General features: G+C 74.6%; 12 protein-coding genes. 6 read left to right on the top strand and 6 right to left on the bottom strand.

What is annotated here, in order from left to right; genetic code table 11:
• Positions 1-6 precede the first annotated feature (6 nt).
• The 4 genes from AMK26_RS19330 to rfaE2 all read left to right on the top strand — a co-directional run bounded on the left by AMK26_RS19330 (position 7) and on the right by rfaE2 (position 4,622).
• Positions 7-972: a glycosyltransferase gene (locus AMK26_RS19330; protein WP_073755927.1), complete on the top strand. Its 966-nt coding sequence runs from the start codon at positions 7-9 to the stop codon at positions 970-972.
• Positions 969-2,480: a glycosyltransferase gene (locus AMK26_RS19325; RefSeq protein ID WP_079277683.1), complete on the top strand. Its 1,512-nt coding sequence runs from the start codon at positions 969-971 to the stop codon at positions 2,478-2,480. Before AMK26_RS19330 ends, AMK26_RS19325 begins: the two co-directional genes overlap by 4 nt.
• Positions 2,481-2,571: 91 nt before the next feature.
• Entirely contained in the window at positions 2,572-3,225 is a 654-nt protein-coding gene (locus AMK26_RS19320) for a D-sedoheptulose-7-phosphate isomerase (protein WP_073756287.1), read from the top strand.
• On the top strand, positions 3,222-4,622 hold the full coding sequence (rfaE2, locus tag AMK26_RS19315; protein WP_073756286.1) for a D-glycero-beta-D-manno-heptose 1-phosphate adenylyltransferase: 1,401 nt from the start codon (positions 3,222-3,224) through the stop codon (positions 4,620-4,622). Before AMK26_RS19320 ends, rfaE2 begins: the two co-directional genes overlap by 4 nt.
• Positions 4,623-5,368: 746 nt before the next feature.
• Here the strand turns inward: rfaE2 and AMK26_RS19310 are convergent.
• Entirely contained in the window at positions 5,369-6,697 is a 1,329-nt protein-coding gene (locus AMK26_RS19310) for an MFS transporter (RefSeq protein WP_073755926.1), read from the bottom strand.
• A 334-nt stretch (positions 6,698-7,031) separates the two neighbouring features.
• Here AMK26_RS19310 and AMK26_RS19305 point away from each other — a divergent pair, with 334 nt between their 5' ends.
• Positions 7,032-7,775, top strand: a complete 744-nt coding sequence (locus tag AMK26_RS19305) for an SDR family oxidoreductase (protein ID WP_073755925.1) — start codon at positions 7,032-7,034, stop codon at positions 7,773-7,775.
• Here the strand turns inward: AMK26_RS19305 and AMK26_RS19300 are convergent, their stop codons facing one another.
• Genes AMK26_RS19300 through AMK26_RS19285 form a run of 4 tightly spaced genes read right to left on the bottom strand, consistent with a single transcriptional unit; the run spans position 7,776 to position 14,480 of the window.
• Positions 7,776-8,804 (bottom strand): DNA topoisomerase IB, encoded by a 1,029-nt coding sequence (locus tag AMK26_RS19300; protein ID WP_073755924.1) that lies wholly within the window; start codon positions 8,802-8,804, stop codon positions 7,776-7,778.
• Positions 8,805-8,861: 57 nt separating this feature from the next.
• Positions 8,862-9,200 (bottom strand): DUF3140 domain-containing protein, encoded by a 339-nt coding sequence (locus tag AMK26_RS19295; RefSeq protein WP_073756284.1) that lies wholly within the window; start codon positions 9,198-9,200, stop codon positions 8,862-8,864.
• A 60-nt stretch (positions 9,201-9,260) separates the two neighbouring features.
• Entirely contained in the window at positions 9,261-11,636 is a 2,376-nt protein-coding gene (locus AMK26_RS19290) for a SpoIIE family protein phosphatase (protein WP_073755923.1), read from the bottom strand.
• A gap of 60 nt (positions 11,637-11,696) precedes the next feature.
• Entirely contained in the window at positions 11,697-14,480 is a 2,784-nt protein-coding gene (locus AMK26_RS19285) for a SpoIIE family protein phosphatase (protein ID WP_198944110.1), read from the bottom strand.
• 177 nt (positions 14,481-14,657) lie between these two features.
• On the opposite strand from AMK26_RS19285, the gene AMK26_RS19275 reads away from it, so the two are divergent.
• Positions 14,658-15,590 carry a MurR/RpiR family transcriptional regulator gene (locus tag AMK26_RS19275; RefSeq protein ID WP_073756283.1) on the top strand — a complete coding sequence of 311 codons (933 nt, stop codon included), beginning with the start codon at positions 14,658-14,660 and terminating at the stop codon, positions 15,588-15,590.
• Positions 15,591-15,862: 272 nt separating this feature from the next.
• Here the strand turns inward: AMK26_RS19275 and AMK26_RS19270 are convergent, their stop codons facing one another.
• Entirely contained in the window at positions 15,863-16,114 is a 252-nt protein-coding gene (locus tag AMK26_RS19270) for a DUF5133 domain-containing protein (RefSeq protein WP_073755921.1), read from the bottom strand.
• Positions 16,115-16,295: the final 181 nt, after the last annotated feature.

The raw sequence follows: 16,295 nt of genomic DNA, 5'->3' as shown, positions 1-16,295 counted from the left end.
CGGCTCATGAACATCCTGCTGTGGCATGTGCACGGGTCCTGGACGACGGCGTTCGTCCAGGGGCCCCACACCTACCTGGTGCCGGTACTTCCGGACCGCGGTCCGGACGGACGCGGCCGGGCCCGTACGTTCACCTGGCCCGACTCGGTACGGGAGGTGACGCCCGAGCAGTCGCGGGACGCGCCGGTGGACCTGGTGGTCCTCCAGCGGCCGCACGAGTTCGAGCTGGCCGAGCGCTGGCTGGGCGGGCGCCGACCGGGACGGGACGTACCGGCGGTGTACCTGGAGCACAACGCGCCCGACGGGAACGTCCCGGACACCCGTCATCCGTGCGCCGACCGCACCGGCCTGACGCTGGTGCACGTCACGCACTTCAACCGGCTGTTCTGGGACAGCGGTTCGGCCCGGACCGAGGTGATCGAGCACGGGATCGTCGACCCGGGGCACCTGTACACCGGGCGCCTCGCACGGGCGGCGGTCGTCGTCAACGAGCCGGTGCGGAGGGGCCGTTACACCGGTACGGATCTGCTGCCCGCGCTGTGCGAGGCGGCGCCGCTGGACGTGTTCGGCATGCGTACCGAGGGCCTCGCCGCGCACCTGGGCGTACCCGAGGAGCGGTGCCGCAGCGCCGACCTGCCGCAGCGGGAGCTGCACGCGGCGATGGCGGAGCGGCGGCTGTACCTGCATCCGGTGCGCTGGACGTCGCTGGGCCTGTCCCTGCTGGAGGCCATGCACCTGGGCATGCCGGTCGTGGCGCTGGCCACGACGGAGGCCATCGAGGCGGTGCCGGCCGGCGCCGGGACGCTGTCGACGCGGCCCGAGGTGCTGGCGCGGGCCGCCCGGCGCTATCTCGACGAGCCGGAGGCGGCTGCCGAGGACGGCGCGCGGGCCCGGCAGGCGGCGCTCGAACGGTACGGGCTCAAACGCTTCCTGGACGACTGGGAGCGCGTGATGACGGAGGTGCGCTCATGACATCCCTCGACCCCACGGATCCCCTGGACACCGGCCCGGTCGGGCGCCGCCGGGTGGACGCCGACGCGCTGGACGGCGGAGGCTCGCTGGACCGCGGAGGCTCGCTGGACGGCTCCGGGGCGTTCGACGACATCGACGCCGAGGTGGAGTCCATCGAGGCCGAGGCCCTGGAGGCCGAGGCCCTGGAGGCGGAGGCTCTGGAGGCGGAGGCTCTGGAGGCGGAGGCTCTGGACGCCGAGGCGATCGACATCGACATCGGTGCGGGCGGCCGGGCCGGAGGCGGCCGCCACGGGCTGTCCGTCGCGCTCGTCTCGGAGCACGCGAGCCCGCTCGCCGTGCTGGGCGGCGTCGACGCGGGCGGCCAGAACGTGCACGTCGCACGCCTCGCGAGCGCCCTCGCCGATCGCGGCCACCGCATCACCGTCTACACCCGCCGCGACTCCCCGGACCTCCCCGACCGGGTGATGCTGCGCCCCGGCGTCGAGGTGCGCCACGTGCCCGCCGGTCCGCCCGAGCCCATCCCGAAGGACGAACTCCTGCCGTACATGGCGGCGTTCGGCCGCTGGATGGCCCGCGAGTGGCGGACCCGGCCGCCCGATCTGGTGCACTCGCACTTCTGGATGTCGGGCGTGGCCTCGCTGTGGGCGACCCGGGAGGCACGCCTGCCGTTGCTGCACACGTACCACGCGCTGGGAACGGTGAAGCGGCGCCACCAGAAGCAGGCCGACACCAGCCCGCCCGAACGCATCGCCCGCGAGCGGGAGGTGGGCCTGGGCTGCGACCGGGTGATCGCCACCTGCCACGACGAGGTCTTCGAGCTGAGCCGGATGCGGATACCGACCGACAAGGTGGGTGTCGTGCCGTGCGGCGTGGACACCGAGCAGTTCCGACCGGACGGCCCCGCCGCCGAGCGGGACGGCGGCGCCCGGTACCGGCTGCTCCAGCTGGGCCGCCTGGTGCCCCGCAAGGGCGCGGCGGTCTCCGTCACGGCGCTCAGCCGGCTGCCCGACACGGAACTCCTCGTCGTCGGCGGCCCTCCGGCCGACCGGCTCGACGCCGACCCGGAGGTACGCCGACTGCGGGAGGTCGCCCGGCTGGCCGGGGTGGCGGACCGGGTCCGGTTCACCGGCGGCGTCGCCCCCGAGGAGGTGGCGCCGCTGTTGCGCAGCGCGGACGTGGTGCTGTGCCCGGCGGACTACGAGCCGTTCGGCATCGTGCCGCTGGAGGCCATGGCGTGCGGGCGGCCCATCGTCGCCAGCGCGGTGGGCGGACAGCTCGACACCGTCGCCGACCCGGACACCGGGCGGCTGGTGCCGCCCGGGGACCCCGAGGCGCTGGCCCGCGCGGTCGGCGAACTGCTCGCCGATCCCGCGCTGCGGGCCGCGTGCGGGGCGGCCGGCCGCCGCCGGGTGCTGAGCCGGTACGGCTGGGCGCGGGTCGCGGCGGCCACCGAGAAGGAGTACGCCGCGGTGCTCGCCGCCCGGCCCGCCGTGACGGGCGTGGCCTGACCGGCCCGACCACGGTCCAGCCGTACGACGAAGTCCGAAGGAGGTGTGGGCCCCGCCGCCGTTCCCCAGGGACGCGGTACGCCCGAACGCCATGACCGATCCCCTCGCTTCTCCCACCCTCGAAGCGGCGCACGAGCACTGCCGGGCGCTGCAGGACGCGCTCGGCCGGTTCCGGCGCCACCATCTGGACCGGATCGCGGAGTGGGGCGGCCATCTCGCGGCCGTCCTGCCGGTCGGCGGCCGGCTGCTGGCCGCCGGCAACGGCGGCAGCGCGGCACAGGCCCAGCACCTGACCGCCGAGCTGGTGGGCCGCTACCAGCGCGAGCGCCCCGCCTTCTCGGCCATCTCTCTGCATGCCGAGACGTCCAGCGTGACGGCCATCGGCAACGACTACGGGTTCGACCAGGTGTACGCCCGTCAGGTCGCCGCACATGGCCGGCCCGGTGACGTACTGGTGCTGCTGTCCACCTCGGGCCGCAGCGCCAACCTGGTCGCGGCGGCCGTGACCGCCCGGCAGGCCGGGCTGCGGGTGTGGGCGCTGACCGGTCCCCGGCCCAATCCACTGGCCGAGGCCGCCGACGAGGCCCTGTGCGTGGAGGCCGACTCGACGGCGACCGTCCAGGAGACCCACCTGGTGGCCGTGCACCTGCTGTGCGAGTGCTTCGACGCGGAGGTGGCGGCGGGGCCGCCCACGCGTGCGGCGGGCGCGGCGGCGCCCGCCGCGGTCCGGCGGAGGATGTCATGAGCGCGTACAAGCCGTTGGTGGTCGTCGGTGACGTCCTGCTGGACGAGGACATCGAGGGCGTGTCGACCCGGCTGGCCCCGGACGCCCCGGCCCCGGTCGTCGACGTCACGGGCGACCAGCGCCGCCCCGGCGGTGCCGGGCTGGCGGCCGCGCTCGCGACGCGCGGCGGGCGGGACGTGGTGCTGGTGACCGCGCTGGGCGACGACCCGGCCAGCGAGGCGGTGCGGCGTTCGCTGCGCGGCCGTGTGCGGTTGGTGGAGCTGCCCCTGAACGGCACTCTGCCGGTGAAGACGCGAGTGCTGGCGTCCGGCCGGCCGCTGGTGCGGATCGACCGCGGCGGCGGTGACCCCGGCGAGCCGGACGGGGCGGTGCGCGAGACGCTCGCGCAGGCCCACGCCGTGCTCGTCGCCGACTACGGGCGGCACACCGCCAGCGCGGTACGGGAGCACCTGGCGGCCGTCGCGCCCAAGGTGCCGGTGGTGTGGGACCCGCACCTCAAGGGCGACGCGCCGGTGCCGGGCTCGCGGATCGTCACTCCGAACGCCACCGAGACGATGGCGCTGTGCCGCGGCGACGGCGACTCGCTGCGCGCGTTCGCGGAACGGGGCGCGGATCTGGCGGAACGGTGGCGGGTGGCGGCGGTGGCCGTGACGCTCGGCGAGCGCGGGGTGCTGCTGACGCGGCCCGGTGCCACGACCCCGATGCTGGTCCCGGCGCCGTACCGGGCGGAGGGCGACGCGTGCGGCGCGGGCGACTGCTTCGCCGCCGCGACGGCCGCCGCGCTGGCGGACGGCGCACTGCCGGAGGAGGCGGTGCAGCGGGCGGTGGCCGAGGCGGCCGCGTTCGTCGCCGCGGGCGGCGCGGGCAACCCGTCGCTGTGGCGTACGCCGCCCCCGGCCGGGCCACGTGAGGTGCCGGAGACCGACCCGTTCGTGCTCGCGGAACAGGTCCGGGCGCGCGGCGGGACGGTCGTCGCGACGGGCGGCTGCTTCGACCTGCTGCACGCGGGCCACGTCGGCCTGCTGGAGAGCGCCCGCCGGATCGGCGACTGCCTCATCGTGTGCGTCAACTCCGACGAGTCCGTCGGGCGGCTCAAGGGCCCCGGCCGGCCCCTGAACCCGCTCCCCGACCGGGTGCGGGTGCTCGCGGGCCTCGGCAGCGTCGACGCGGTCGCCGTCTTCGACGGGGACACCCCGGCGGAGCTGCTGAGCCGGCTGCGGCCGGACGTGTGGGTCAAGGGCGGCGACTACTCCGCCGAGGACCTGCCGGAGGCGGAGGTGCTGCGCGCCTGGGGCGGCCAGGCGGTGGTGCTCCCGTACCTCGACGGCCGCTCCACGACCCTGCTGGCCCGCCGCGCCGCCCAGGCGGCGGCCCCCATCCGCCCCCCGGGCCGCTAAGCAGCCGCTGGCCGCCCCCCCCCCCCCCCCCCCCCCCCCCCAGCCCGCCGGGGGCCGGTGGTTGCGCCTCCACGCCCCCGCTGTGGGCAGCCGTCCCGCTGCGGCGGCTTCCTCACCCGCAGCGGGGCGCGCCCTTGCGCCTCCCCCGTTATGGGCAGTCGCCACCGAGACGGCTCCCCCGTTGCGGGCGGTCTTCCGCAGAGACGGGTCTCCCACCCACCCGCTGCGCCCACCCGTTGTGGGCAGTCGTTCCGGAGAGGCGGCTCCCCCATCCGTTGTGCGCGATCGCCCCGTTGAGGCAGGGTGCCCCCACCGTTGTGGGCAGTCGTTCCGCACCCGTTGTGGGCAGTCGTCCCGCAGGGGCGATGGGGGTCCCCCCTGCTCGAGCGAAGCCGAGAGCTTGGGGGAGGGTGGGCACAACGGGACCGGGGCGGTGCCCTTGCGGCGGCTCCTCCCGGGGCGGTGCCCCTTCCCGGTTCGCCCCGGGGCGGTGCGGGTCGGTGGCCTGCCGGGGGGTGGGGAGCGTGGCCCCTCCGGGCTCACCTCCTCGAGGCCGGCGGCCTTGGGCACACGTAAGGGAGCCGTTACGGCGCCGCCAACCTCTGCGGGGGCGACCCTGCACGGCCCCACCCCGGCCGGTGGCCATCTGCGGGGCGGTGGGGGATGGGGGCACGGCCCCGCACCGGGCGGTGGCTGTCTGCGGGTCGGCGGGAGCAGGGGCACCGCCCCGCCCCGGCGGGGTGGCGTCAGGCCGCGGTGGAGAGGGCCGGGCGGGCCGTCAGGACGGGGGTGTCCGGGTGGAGCAGGACCGGCTCCGGAACGCGGCGGCGGCGCAGAAGGTGCCCCGCTCCGATCGTGCCGGCGATGAGGAGGCCGCCCACCACCAGGGCTCCACGCGCGCCGGCCAGCTCCATGAGGAGGCCGAGGGCCGGGGGGCCCGCCAGGGACCACATGGTCCGGATGGTGTTCCAGACGCCCAGCACGCGACCGCGCATATGGGCGGGCGGGTCCGTCTGGAGGACCGTCGTACCGGCCGTGTCGGAGACCGACTCGACGACGGCCATCGGCAGGACGAGGACCAGCAGGACGGCGAGGGACGGCGAGAGCCCGGCGACCACCTGGAGGAGCGCGCCCCCGGCGGCCAGGGTGCCCACGAGGCGTACGGAGGGCTTGCGCAGCCGCGCGCCGAGGACGGCGCCGATGATGCCGCCCACGGCGAGGACGGTGGAGACCGTGCCGAAGGCGCCGGCGCCGCCCGCGAGCGGTCCGGTGACGAGCACGGCGAGGGTGAGCCCGTAGTTGCGGCCGAAGATCGCGCTGATGCCGCTGATGCCGGCGAGGGCGACCAGCCGGGGGCGGCGGGCGAAGAAGGCGAGGCCCTCGCGGACGGTCATGTCGTCGTCGCGCGTGGCGGCCGGCGAGGTCTTGGTGGCGGCGGTCGCCACCGGGCGCAGGAACGGGATGACGGCCGCGACGAACAGGAACGACAGGCCGTTCGCGGCGTACGCGGCGGCCGTGCCGAAGACCCCGACCGCGAGGCCCGCGAGGCCGGCGCCGGCAAGCCGGCCCGCGTTGCTGACCAGGGACCCGACGCCGATGGCCGAGGGGACGTCCTCCGCGCGGACCAGGTCGTTGCCGAGCAGTGAGCAGGCGGGCCCGTCGATGGTGGCGATGAGGCCGGTGACAGCGGCGAGCGCCATCAGGACGCCCAGGTTGAGCTGATCGAACGCGACGAGCAGGGCGGTGGTGAAGGCGACCGCGCCGAGCAGCGCCTGGCTGACGGCGGCGGTGAGCTTGCGGGGCCAGCGGTCGACGGCGGCGCCGCCCGCGATGCTCACCAGCAGCCCGGGGGCGGCCTGCACGGACAGCGACAGTCCGGTCGCGGCGGCCGAGCCGGTGATCTGGAGCACCAGCAGGTTCTGCACGGTCAGCTGCATCCACGTACCGGCGTTGGACACCAGGTTCGCGAGCGACCACCAGCGCATGCTGCGGTACTTGAGGGAACGCCAGGGCGAGTGGTTGACGCGCGTAGCCGCAGGGGCGGGGGGCGCGGTGGGCGCGGAGGAAGAAGGCACAGTGAGGTACGGGGGTGACGAGCCGGTGGACCCGGATGGCGGAATTCGGCGGAAAGGAAGGCCACGTGCCGCACTGCACGGCCTGTCCACCGGATCTGTCTGCTGCTGCGCGCCTCGTCGGAGGCGGTCCCACAGCGTTGACCATGGTGGCAGAAGTGCCTGCTCCAGCCGGGCGCCAAGGGGCCGCCTCGGCGGCCCGTCCGGTTGTCATATGGGGCCTGACCTGCAGATTCGGCACTTCTGGTGTGCTTGCTCACAGTGACCGTCCGGCATGCCGTGCGTAGTGGCGCAGGCCACAGTGGGGGGAGACACGACTCATCATGAGGAGGCAGGCATGGGCGCAGTGCGGGTCGATCTTGGGGGCAGGCAGGCGCTGGTGACCGGTGGGGCGCGCGGGCTGGGTGCCTCGATCACCCGGGCTCTGGCCGGGGCGGGCGCGTCGGTCCTGGTCGCGGATGTGCGCAAGGAGCAGGCGCGGGAGCTGTGCGAGGAGCTGGGGCGGGACGGGCGGGATGTGCGGTTCGTCGAGATGGACGTCCGGGACGCCGAGGCGGTGGCCGGGGTGTTCCGGGAGCTGGACGAGGACGGTCAGCACGTGGATGTGCTGGTCAACAACGCGGCTGTGGATGTGTCCAAACCCATCGAGCACCTCACGGCGGAGGAGGTGACGCGGGTGGTCACGACGAACCTGCTGGGGCCGATGTACCTGTGCCTGGAGTCCTACCGGCGGATGGTGGCGAGGGGTGGCGGCCGCATCGTGAACATCCTGTCGACCGCGTCGAACCGGACGTGGACGGAGGCCGGGCCGTATTCGGCGGGCAAGTCGGGGCTGCGGGCCTTCACGCACACGCTGTTCAAGGAGGCGCAGCGGGACTGCACGGGGATCGGCGTGACGGGGATCATCGCGGGCGGCATGGAGACGCCGTTCATCCTGGAGCGTTTCCCGGACGCCGATGTGTCGCTGTTGCAGAGCCCGGACATCGTGGCCGACACGGTGCTGTACGCGTTGTCGGTGCCGGAGGGCAGTGTGGTCTCGGAGCTGGTGGTGGTGCCGCGCCGGGAGCCGTCCTGGCCCTGATCAGCCGGGCGGCCGGCCGGTGCGCAGCATCCGGAGGACGGCCCGCTCGGCGGGGCCCTGGGTGGCGGGGATGCCGTACGCGCCCTCGTCGCCGAGGTGGGGCAGTGCGTCGGCCACGGTGACGCCCTCCTCGTACAGCTCGATCACCCGCGGGTTGATGTAGGAGGCCCGGCAGATGGCGGGGGTGTTGCCGAGGTATCCGGCGACTTCGCGGGCGGCCCGGCTGATGGCACGGCGGCGGGCGGTCTCGCTGTGGGCGACGCTCTGGGAGACGGCGAGCGCGACGGCGGCCATGACGGTGGCGTGCCAGGTGCGGAAGTCCTTGGCGGTGATCTCCAGGCCGGCGAGTTCCTTGAGGTACGCGTTGACGTCGGCGCCGCTCACCTCGTGCCAGGAGGGCCGCTCCCAGTAGGCGAGGAGCCGGTCGCCGCCGCCCTGGCGGCGCAGCAGAGCGGTGAGGCTGCGGCAGGCGGCGGGGTCGGCGACGGTCTGGACGATCTCCTTGGCGTGCTTGCCGGTGTAGGTGAACAGGACGGCACCGGCGTGGCAGCGGGAGTGTTCGCGCAGCAGGGTGGTCAGGCCGTAGCTGTTGTTCTCCTCGGTGTAGCGGTCGCTGCCGATGCGGAAGAACCCGAGGTCGAGCAGGCGTACGGCGGTGGCGAGGACGCGCCGGCGGGTGAGGCCCCGGTCGCCCAGGTGTCCCTCGACGGCCTCGCGGACGGCGGGGAGGCGTTCGGCGACGTCCAGCACGTGGTCGTGCTTGGCCTGCTCCTGCTCGGCGCGGAACTGCGGGTGGTAGAGGTACTGGCGGCGCCCGGCTGCGTCGGTGCCGACGGCCTGGAGGTGGCCGCTGGGCCTGGCGCAGACCCAGACGTCGCGCCAGGCCGGCGGGATGACCAGCCCCTTGATGCGGGCGAGTTCCGCCGGGTCGCGCAGGGCCTGCCCGGCGGGGTCGAGGTATCGGAAGCCGCGGCCGTGGCGGCGGCGGGTGTAGCCGGGGTCGGTGGGGCGGCTGTGGGAGAGGCGCAACGGATCCTCCTCGTCGGGACGCTACGGCCGCTGGAGAATCCGTGGAGGACTGGATCGTCAGGTCGGTTTGAGGGGGTCGTGACCGATGTCCATCAGGCCGTGGCGCCAGTCGGTTCCCCCGGCCTTCGGGTCGAGGGAGGGGTCGCGCTGGGAGCGGACGATGTCGCAGACGCGCTGCATGACGCTCACGTCGTCCTGGGTGAGGTCGGTGCGGCGCTTGCCGAGGATCTCGAGGACACGTCGGCCCATGGGCTTTCCGGCGCGGTCGGGGACTTCTTCGGTCTCCTCGCCCGCCGATTCGACGTTGAGCCATTCCTGCAGCTCGCGCGAGGTCATGTTGACGACGGTGTGGAACTCGTCCCAGAGCCCGTCGCTGATCTGTTCGGACACTGCCATGACGTACCTCCCGTGCGTGTCGGCCACTCCCGGGTTTCCGGGCCGGAGCCTCGGCAAACGTCAGGGCGGGATCGGCTGCTCGGCCCAGATGGTCTTGCCGGTGGGGGTGTAGCGGGTGCCCCACTGCTGGGTCATCTGGGCGATCAGGAACAGCCCGCGGCCGCCCTCGTCCTCGCTTCCCGCGCGGCGCAGGTGCGGCGAGGTGTGGCCGGTGTCGGACACCTCGCAGATGAGGGTCCGGTCGCGGATGAGCCGCAGCTGGATGGGGCCGGAGGCGTAGCGGATGGCGTTGGTGACGAGTTCGCTGACGACCAGTTCGGTGGTGAAGCCCAGCTCTCCGTCGAGCCCCCAGGCGTCCACCTGCCCGGTGGCCAGGGCGCGGGCGCGGCCGACCACTTCCGGGTCGTCGGGCAGGTCCCAGGCGGCCACCTCGTGGCTGTCCAGGGTGCGGGTGCGTACGAGGAGGAGCGCGGCGTCGTCGTCGACAGGGCCGGGCAGCAGCGTGGTGACGATCCGGTCGCACAGGTCGTCCAGGGGGCGGCGGTGCTCCGCGAGGACGGCGTGCAGCGCGTCGAGTTCGGCGTCGCGGTCCCGGTCGCGGCCCTGGATGAGCCCGTCGGTGAACAGGGCGATCAGGCTGCCTTCGGGGAGGGTGAACTCGGCGGCCTCGAACGGCAGGCCGCCCAGGCCCAGCGGCGGGCCGGCGGGTACGTCCGGGTGGCTGACGGCTCCGGTGCCCGGGTCGACGATCGAGGGCAGGGGGCTTCCGGCGCGGGCCATGCTGCACCGCCCGGTGACCGGGTCGTAGACGGCGTACAGGCAGGTTACGCCGAGTGCGGCGTCCTCGGTCTCGGCCTGGACGGCGGTCTGTTCGTGGGCGTCCTGGGTGATCAGCTCGTCGAGGCGGGTGAGGAGTTCGTCGGGCGGCAGGTCGAGCCGGGCGAACGCCCGCACGCTCGTACGGAGGCGGCCCATGGTGGCGGCGGCGCGCACCCCGTGGCCGACGACGTCGCCGACGACGAGGCCGACGCGGGTGCCGGACAGGGCGATCACGTCGTACCAGTCGCCGCCGACTCCGGCCCTGTTGTCGGCCGGCAGGTAGCGGTGGGCGACGTCGACGGCGGTGAGGCGTGGCAGGTGCCGGGGCAGCAGGCTGCGCTGAAGGGTGAGGGCCGCGGCGTGTTCGCGGGTGAAGCGGCGCGCGTTGTCGATGCTGACGGCGGCGCGGGCGACGAGTTCGTCGGCGACCAGCAGGTCGCCGGACTCGAACGGGTCGGGGTGGCGGTCGCGGCAGAAGGTCACCACGCCGAGCGGGCCGCCTTCGGTGCGCAGCGGCACGGCGAGCCGGGAATGGGCGCTCTGCGTGGGCGTCGGCCCTTCCAGTACGGGCCGTCCGCCGGCCAGGCAGCGGGCCTGGAGGGAGTCCGCCGGGTAGGCGACCGGTCTGGCGCTGCGGGGTCCTTCCGAGGGGCCTTCCCACACCCGTACGACGCGTCTGGAGGTCGCCGTTCCGGGGGCCGGCTGGTCGCCCTCCAGGACGACGTCGATGAGGTCGACCGTGATGGCGTCGGCGAACTGCGGGACGGCGACGGACGACAGTTCCTGTGCCGTGCGGGTCATGTCCAGGGACGTGCCGACCCGGCCGCCGGCCCGTACGAGGAGGTCCAGGCGCTGCTGGGCGAGGTAGCGGTCGGTGATGTCCACCGTCTCCTCGCACACGCCGAGGGCCCGGCCGTCGGCGTCCTGGAGCCGGTAGTAGGAGCAGGACCAGACGTGGTCGTGGTCGGGGTCGGCGGGCGGGCGGCCGCTGTAGTGGAGTTCGATGACGGGCTCGCCGGTGGCGATCACCCGGCGCATGGCTTCCGCCAGCGTCGTCGGGTAGCCGTCGGAGAGGATCTCGCCGTCGGTGACCATCTCGTCGGGGCCGAGCCCGGCGTACTGGAAGGTGCCCATCTCGCGGTACAGGGCGTGGTTGGTCCAGACGACCCGCAGGTCGATGTCGTAGATGGCGAGGCCGACGGGCGACTGGGTGGCCAGGCCGCGGAGCATCGACTGGAGGGCCTCCCACCGCTCGGTCTCGTCCGCGTCGGCCACCGCGAGCAGCCGGGCGGGGCCGGTGCCGGCGTGGGAGAGCGGGAGCGTCGCGGTGGCCACGCGGACGATGTGGCCGTCCCGGTGACGCATGTGGAGCACCTGGCGCCGGGCCAGCGCCGCGCCGGGCAGGGGCGCCGACATGCGGTACGCGCCGGGGCGGTCCACGACGAACGTGCCGATGGGGCGGCCGACCGCCTCGTGCGGGGGGTAGCCCAGCAGGGCGTGGGCCGCCGGACCCCAGCCGACGACCGTGCCGTCGCCGTCCAGCACGGCCGTCGCTGCTTTCGTGACGTCGAGTGGGCCGCGGAAGTCGGCATCCTCGGCCGCGTACACCGCGCTCATGGCACCTGCCTTCTTACGTCTCCTCATGGTCGGTCGGCGTTCCGTGCGGCACAACCGCGCTCATGCCGCGCTGCTCCGGCGGGGGTCGCCGTCGGGGCGGCGGGCGGCGAGCAGCAGTGCGATGTCGTCGGGCCGGTCGTGGGCGCCCGTGGCCTCGCGGATGAGCCGCTCGGCGGTGGCGGCGAGAGGGGACGCGCCGACCCCGGAGAGCGCGCCGCGCAGCCGCTCGATACCCAGGTCGATGTCGGTTCCGGGCCGTTCGACGAGCCCGTCCGTGAACAGGGCCAGGACGTCGCCGGGCGCGAGCCGCAGTTCGGTGACCGGGTAGGCCGCTTCGGGGTCGACGCCGAGGACCACGCCGCCGGGCAGGTCGAGGACCTCCGTTGTGCCGTCCGGGTGACGCAGCAGGGGCTGGAGGTGGCCGGCGCGTACGGCGCGGGTGAGGCCGGTCGCCGCGTCCAGGACGATGTAGCAGCAGGTGGCGAACTGGCCGGCGTCGAGGTCGATGAGCAGCCGGTTCGTCCCGCTCATCACCTCCTCGGGGTCGTGGCCGCTGAGGGCGAAGGCGCGTACGGCGCTGCGCAGCTGGCCCATGGTCGCGGCGGCTGCCACCCCGTGTCCCTGGACGTCGCCGATGATGAGGGCGATACCGCGGCCGGTGTCGATGACGTCGTACCAGTCGCCGCCGACCTCCATGCCCTGGGTGCCGGGGAGGTAGCGGCCGGCGGTGTCGACGTCGTGGAGCCGGGGCAGCGTGTGCGGCAGGAGGGCGTCCTGGAGGCCCCGGGCGAGGGCGGCCTCGGAGTCGTAGCGCCGGGCGCGTTCGAGGGCCTGGGCGATCAGTCCGGCGAGGGCGGTGAGGACGGTGCGCTCCTCGGGACTGAAGCCGCGGGGCTGGTCGAAGCCGAGGATGCAGGAGCCGACGGGGCGGCCGGAGGCGATGAGGGGCAGGAAGGCGCGGGCGCCGACGTGGGCGTCCATGGGGATGCCGGGGTAGGCGGCGGCGAGCCGCTGCATGGACTCGAAGAAGATGGGGCGGCCGGTGGTGAGGGTTTCGACGCCGGGCAGCCGGGCGTCGAGCCCGACGCCGTCGAAGCGGTCGAGGAAGCCTTGCGGGAAGCCGGTCTCCCAGGCGAGGTGGAGATGGCGCTCGCTGAGGAGGTAGATCGCGAGCTGGCGGCCGCCGAAGGCGGGCAGCAGTTCCTCGGTGACGACGGCGGACACCTGGCGGGCGGTGACGGCCTCGGTGAGCGCGATGGCGAGGGCGACGGGGCGGTACGGCATGGACGCCCGGTCGGCCGGGGAGCCGAGTCCGGCGCCGGGCGAGGCGACGGAGCCGGGCGTGTACGCGGGCTGCTCGGCGGCGGCGAAAGTCATGGTCAGGCCCTCGTGTCCGGGGTAGAGGGAGACCGACAGCCACGACTCGGGGTCGCGGTGCGCCAGGAAGTGGACGGGCTCGTCGGAGAGCAGGGCGGCCCGGAAGTTGTCCTCGTAGGCGGGCCGCCCGAACCAGGGCAGGGCCTCCCACAGGACGCGCCCGATGAGCTGGGGCCTGCCGCGGCCGAGGAGGGTCTCGGCGCCGCTGCTGACGAACGTAATCCTCCCGAGCCGGTCCAGCGAGCAGATCCCGCCGGCCAACCGGTCGGCCGCCGCACCCCTGACGGCGCCGGCCCCCGGGTCCACCAGTACCCCGCGCAGCCGCCGCCCCGCCCCCGGCCCGGCCGACGCGTGGCCGACGGGACCGTCGGGCACGGGGCTTCCCCCCGTGGCCGGCGGTGGACGTTCCTCCGCCGACCGCTCGGCGCGCGCGTGGCCGCTCGGGCCGACGCCGGGCGGCTCCTGCCGCGGCCGGCCGTCGGCGCTTCCGCCGCCGGGCCCGCCGGGCACACGGTTCTCCGCACCGGCGGGCCCGGCAGGCTCCGCCGCCGGCCGGTCGGCGGGCGAGGGTGTGTTCGGGGCGGTGGGGGGTGGTGACCGGCCGGGGGCGGGCGGGCGGTGGGACGGGTCGCCGGGGGGCTCGTGGGGCGAGAGTTCCAGGAGGCAGGGGCGGCCGTCGCGGGCGCGCAGCCAGATGCGGCGGGTGTGGGGGTGGTCGGCGTCGGTGAGCCGGCGGGCGACGGTCCACAGGCCGTACGCGTCCTCCGGGGCGAGCAGGGCGGTGACGGCGTCGATGGTGGCGGGCGGGCCGGCGTCCGGGGCGGTGCCGAGGATCGTACGGAGCTCCTCGTCGGTGGTGACGGCACCGGTCGCGGTGTCCCAGTCGAGGTGGCCGGTCCGCACGGGCGGGGCGGTGCGCGTGGGCAGTTGGACGTTGACGGGCGGGTCGTCCCAGGCGACGGGGGTGCCCCCGGCGGCGAGGTCGGCGAGCCGGGTGCCGAGGTGCCGCGCCGCCTGGTGCATCCGGCGCCGGTCGCCCGGGTCGACGGGGCGGCCGGGGGTGGCGGCGCGGAGGACCACGAGCACGCCGAAGCCGTCGCGGCCGGGGGCGACCGGCTCGTACAGCGACCCGAAGGGGAACGGAAGGCCCGCCATGAGCTGGGGGTAGCGGCGCATGGCGTCCTCGGCGTCGGCGAGGTGGACCGGCTTGCCGGAGCGGTGGGCGTCGGCCACCGGGAAGGGGCGGTTGATGTGCATGCGCCACCAGGGGTGGAACAGCAGGGCGGGCAGCCCGGCGAGGGCGGCCAGCCGCAGCAGTCCCGGGGTGCCGCTGCGCAGGTAGACGCCGCCGGCGAATCCGCCGGTGGATTCGACGGCCGCCACCGTTGCCTCGGCCAGCGCCAGGGCCAGTGCGTCGGGCCGGCCCTCGGCGTTCCCGGTGCCGTTGCTGTGCGGTTTCCCTGGCATGTCCCAGCCTCACTCAGCGCGAGGTACCCGGCGCCGCCGTGCCCGTTACGGCACGGGTGCGGGCACACAGACAGCATGCTCCCGAGCGGCCGGGTCGCGCACATCGGTGGCCCGGGGGCGGCCGGAGCGGGTGAGCTATGTTGAGCGGAATCGGGACAAGAAGGAGGCACACCGGTGGTGCCATCAGGGCAGCAGGCACGCGCGCAGGCGGCTGCGATCACGCCAGGCACGCCGTCCGCGGCGGCGGAGCCGGCCCCGGCCGTTCCTCTGGACCGGGTGATGGCGCTCTTCGGCGGCCACCGGCTGTCGCCCGCCCAACGCCGCATCGCCCAGTACATGATCGACCACCTGACCGAGGCCGCGTTCCTGTCGATCACGGATCTCGCTGAGCGCGTGGGGGTCAGCCAGCCGTCGGTGACGCGGTTCGCGACGTCCCTGGGGTACAGCGGGTTCCCCGCGCTCCGGGAGGCGTTGCAGCCCATCGCGCTCAGCGCGGTGGCCGGTGCGCCGGACACCCGCGAGGAGATCCGCCGCAATGAACTGCAGGCCGCCATCGACGCCGAGATCGAGAACCTGGAGCATCTGCGCCGCCTGCTCGCCGATCCCGGCCAGATCCTCGATGTGGGCCGTGAGTTGGCGACATCCGTCCCCTTGACGATCCTGGGTCTGCGTATCTCGGTGTCGCTGGCGGAGTACTTCGCGTACGCGGCCCGCCGTATCCACCCCGACGTACGCCTGGTGACGCGCGGCGGCAGCGTGGCCTACGACGCGCTGCTGCAGTCCCGGGAGGCGGGCGGGACGTGGGTGCTGGCGTTCGCGATGCCGAGGCACGCCCACGAGACCCTGGCCGCGATGCGGGCGGCCCGCCGGACGGGGCTGCGCATCGCGCTGATCACGGATCTGACGCTCGGGCCGCTGGTGGACGAGGCGGATGTGACGCTGACGGCCGGGACGGGGTCGCGGCTGGTCTTCGACTCGTACGCGGCGCCCGGCGTCCTCGCGGCATCGGTGCTCCAGGCGATGGCGGACGCCAACCCGGAGCGCACACAGCTGCGGCTCGAGGGATACGAACAGGCTGCGGAGCAGCACAACTTCTTCCTCGACGACTGAGCGACCGGGCCCGGGACAAGGGCGTTTTCAGCCGCTTTCACGCGTCAGCAGCGCATGAAATTTTTCATACGCTTGCTTACTCGACGGTAAATATATTTACTGCACGGACACCCCGGTGAAACGGCCCGGGGTGCCGAGACAGAACACCGCGTGACGGCGCTCCCTCCTCGCGTCGCCCCACGGTGTTCCGACCGGGCGCTCCGCACTCCCCGCGGACACCCGTGGCGGCCCCGGTCAACCCCTGGGCCGGGGCCGCCGAAAGTCCTCCCGCGTCAGCCGACGGTACCGGCGGTAGCCGGTGCCGCTGCCGCCGTGGTGGCTGCCGCCGTGGCGGCCAGCCTCGCGCGTGCGGCGGCCAGCGCTTGGTCCAGCTGCCGCGTTCCAGTGGTCACGCACAGCGTGTACGTGACATCGTCGAGCCGTCGTTTCAGGTCGGGCGCGAGGGCCAGCTCCTGGGAGGCGGTGCACAGGGATTCGTAACGGGCCACGAGCTCGCGAAGCACTGCGGGATGCGCCAACAGCATGAACGTACCTGCCTTTCCCACGCCACGAAGCAAGGAGAGAGGGACGCCGATGCCTTCTCCAGGCCGGCCTCCCCGAGGCCGGGCGATGCGCCGGCCCCCGGACCGGGTCGCCCTCCCGCACATGGATGTGCCCGCACTCTCCGGCCCTCACACGACATTGTGATGCAACCGTGACGGATTC

Origin of the sequence: Streptomyces sp. CB03234 (assembly GCF_001905885.1) — a bacterium.
Taxonomy (GTDB): domain Bacteria; phylum Actinomycetota; class Actinomycetes; order Streptomycetales; family Streptomycetaceae; genus Streptomyces.
The sequence above is the reverse complement of the archived record's forward strand: the minus strand, read 5'-3'. Positions and strand labels throughout refer to the sequence as shown.

Bases quoted from the DNA above. Each gene is read 5' to 3' on its own strand.
- AMK26_RS19295 (WP_073756284.1), bottom strand. From the start codon at position 9,200: ATGGCAGTGTCCGAACAGATCAGCGACGGGCTCTGGGACGAGTTCCAC.
- rfaE2 (WP_073756286.1), top strand. From the start codon at position 3,222: ATGAGCGCGTACAAGCCGTTGGTGGTCGTCGGTGACGTCCTGCTGGAC.
- AMK26_RS19270 (WP_073755921.1), bottom strand. From the start codon at position 16,114: ATGCTGTTGGCGCATCCCGCAGTGCTTCGCGAGCTCGTGGCCCGTTAC.
- AMK26_RS19285 (WP_198944110.1), bottom strand. From the start codon at position 14,480: ATGCCAGGGAAACCGCACAGCAACGGCACCGGGAACGCCGAGGGCCGG.
- AMK26_RS19290 (WP_073755923.1), bottom strand. From the start codon at position 11,636: ATGAGCGCGGTGTACGCGGCCGAGGATGCCGACTTCCGCGGCCCACTC.
- AMK26_RS19325 (WP_079277683.1), top strand. From the start codon at position 969: ATGACATCCCTCGACCCCACGGATCCCCTGGACACCGGCCCGGTCGGG.
- AMK26_RS19320 (WP_073756287.1), top strand. From the start codon at position 2,572: ATGACCGATCCCCTCGCTTCTCCCACCCTCGAAGCGGCGCACGAGCAC.
- AMK26_RS19305 (WP_073755925.1), top strand. From the start codon at position 7,032: ATGGGCGCAGTGCGGGTCGATCTTGGGGGCAGGCAGGCGCTGGTGACC.
- AMK26_RS19330 (WP_073755927.1), top strand. From the start codon at position 7: ATGAACATCCTGCTGTGGCATGTGCACGGGTCCTGGACGACGGCGTTC.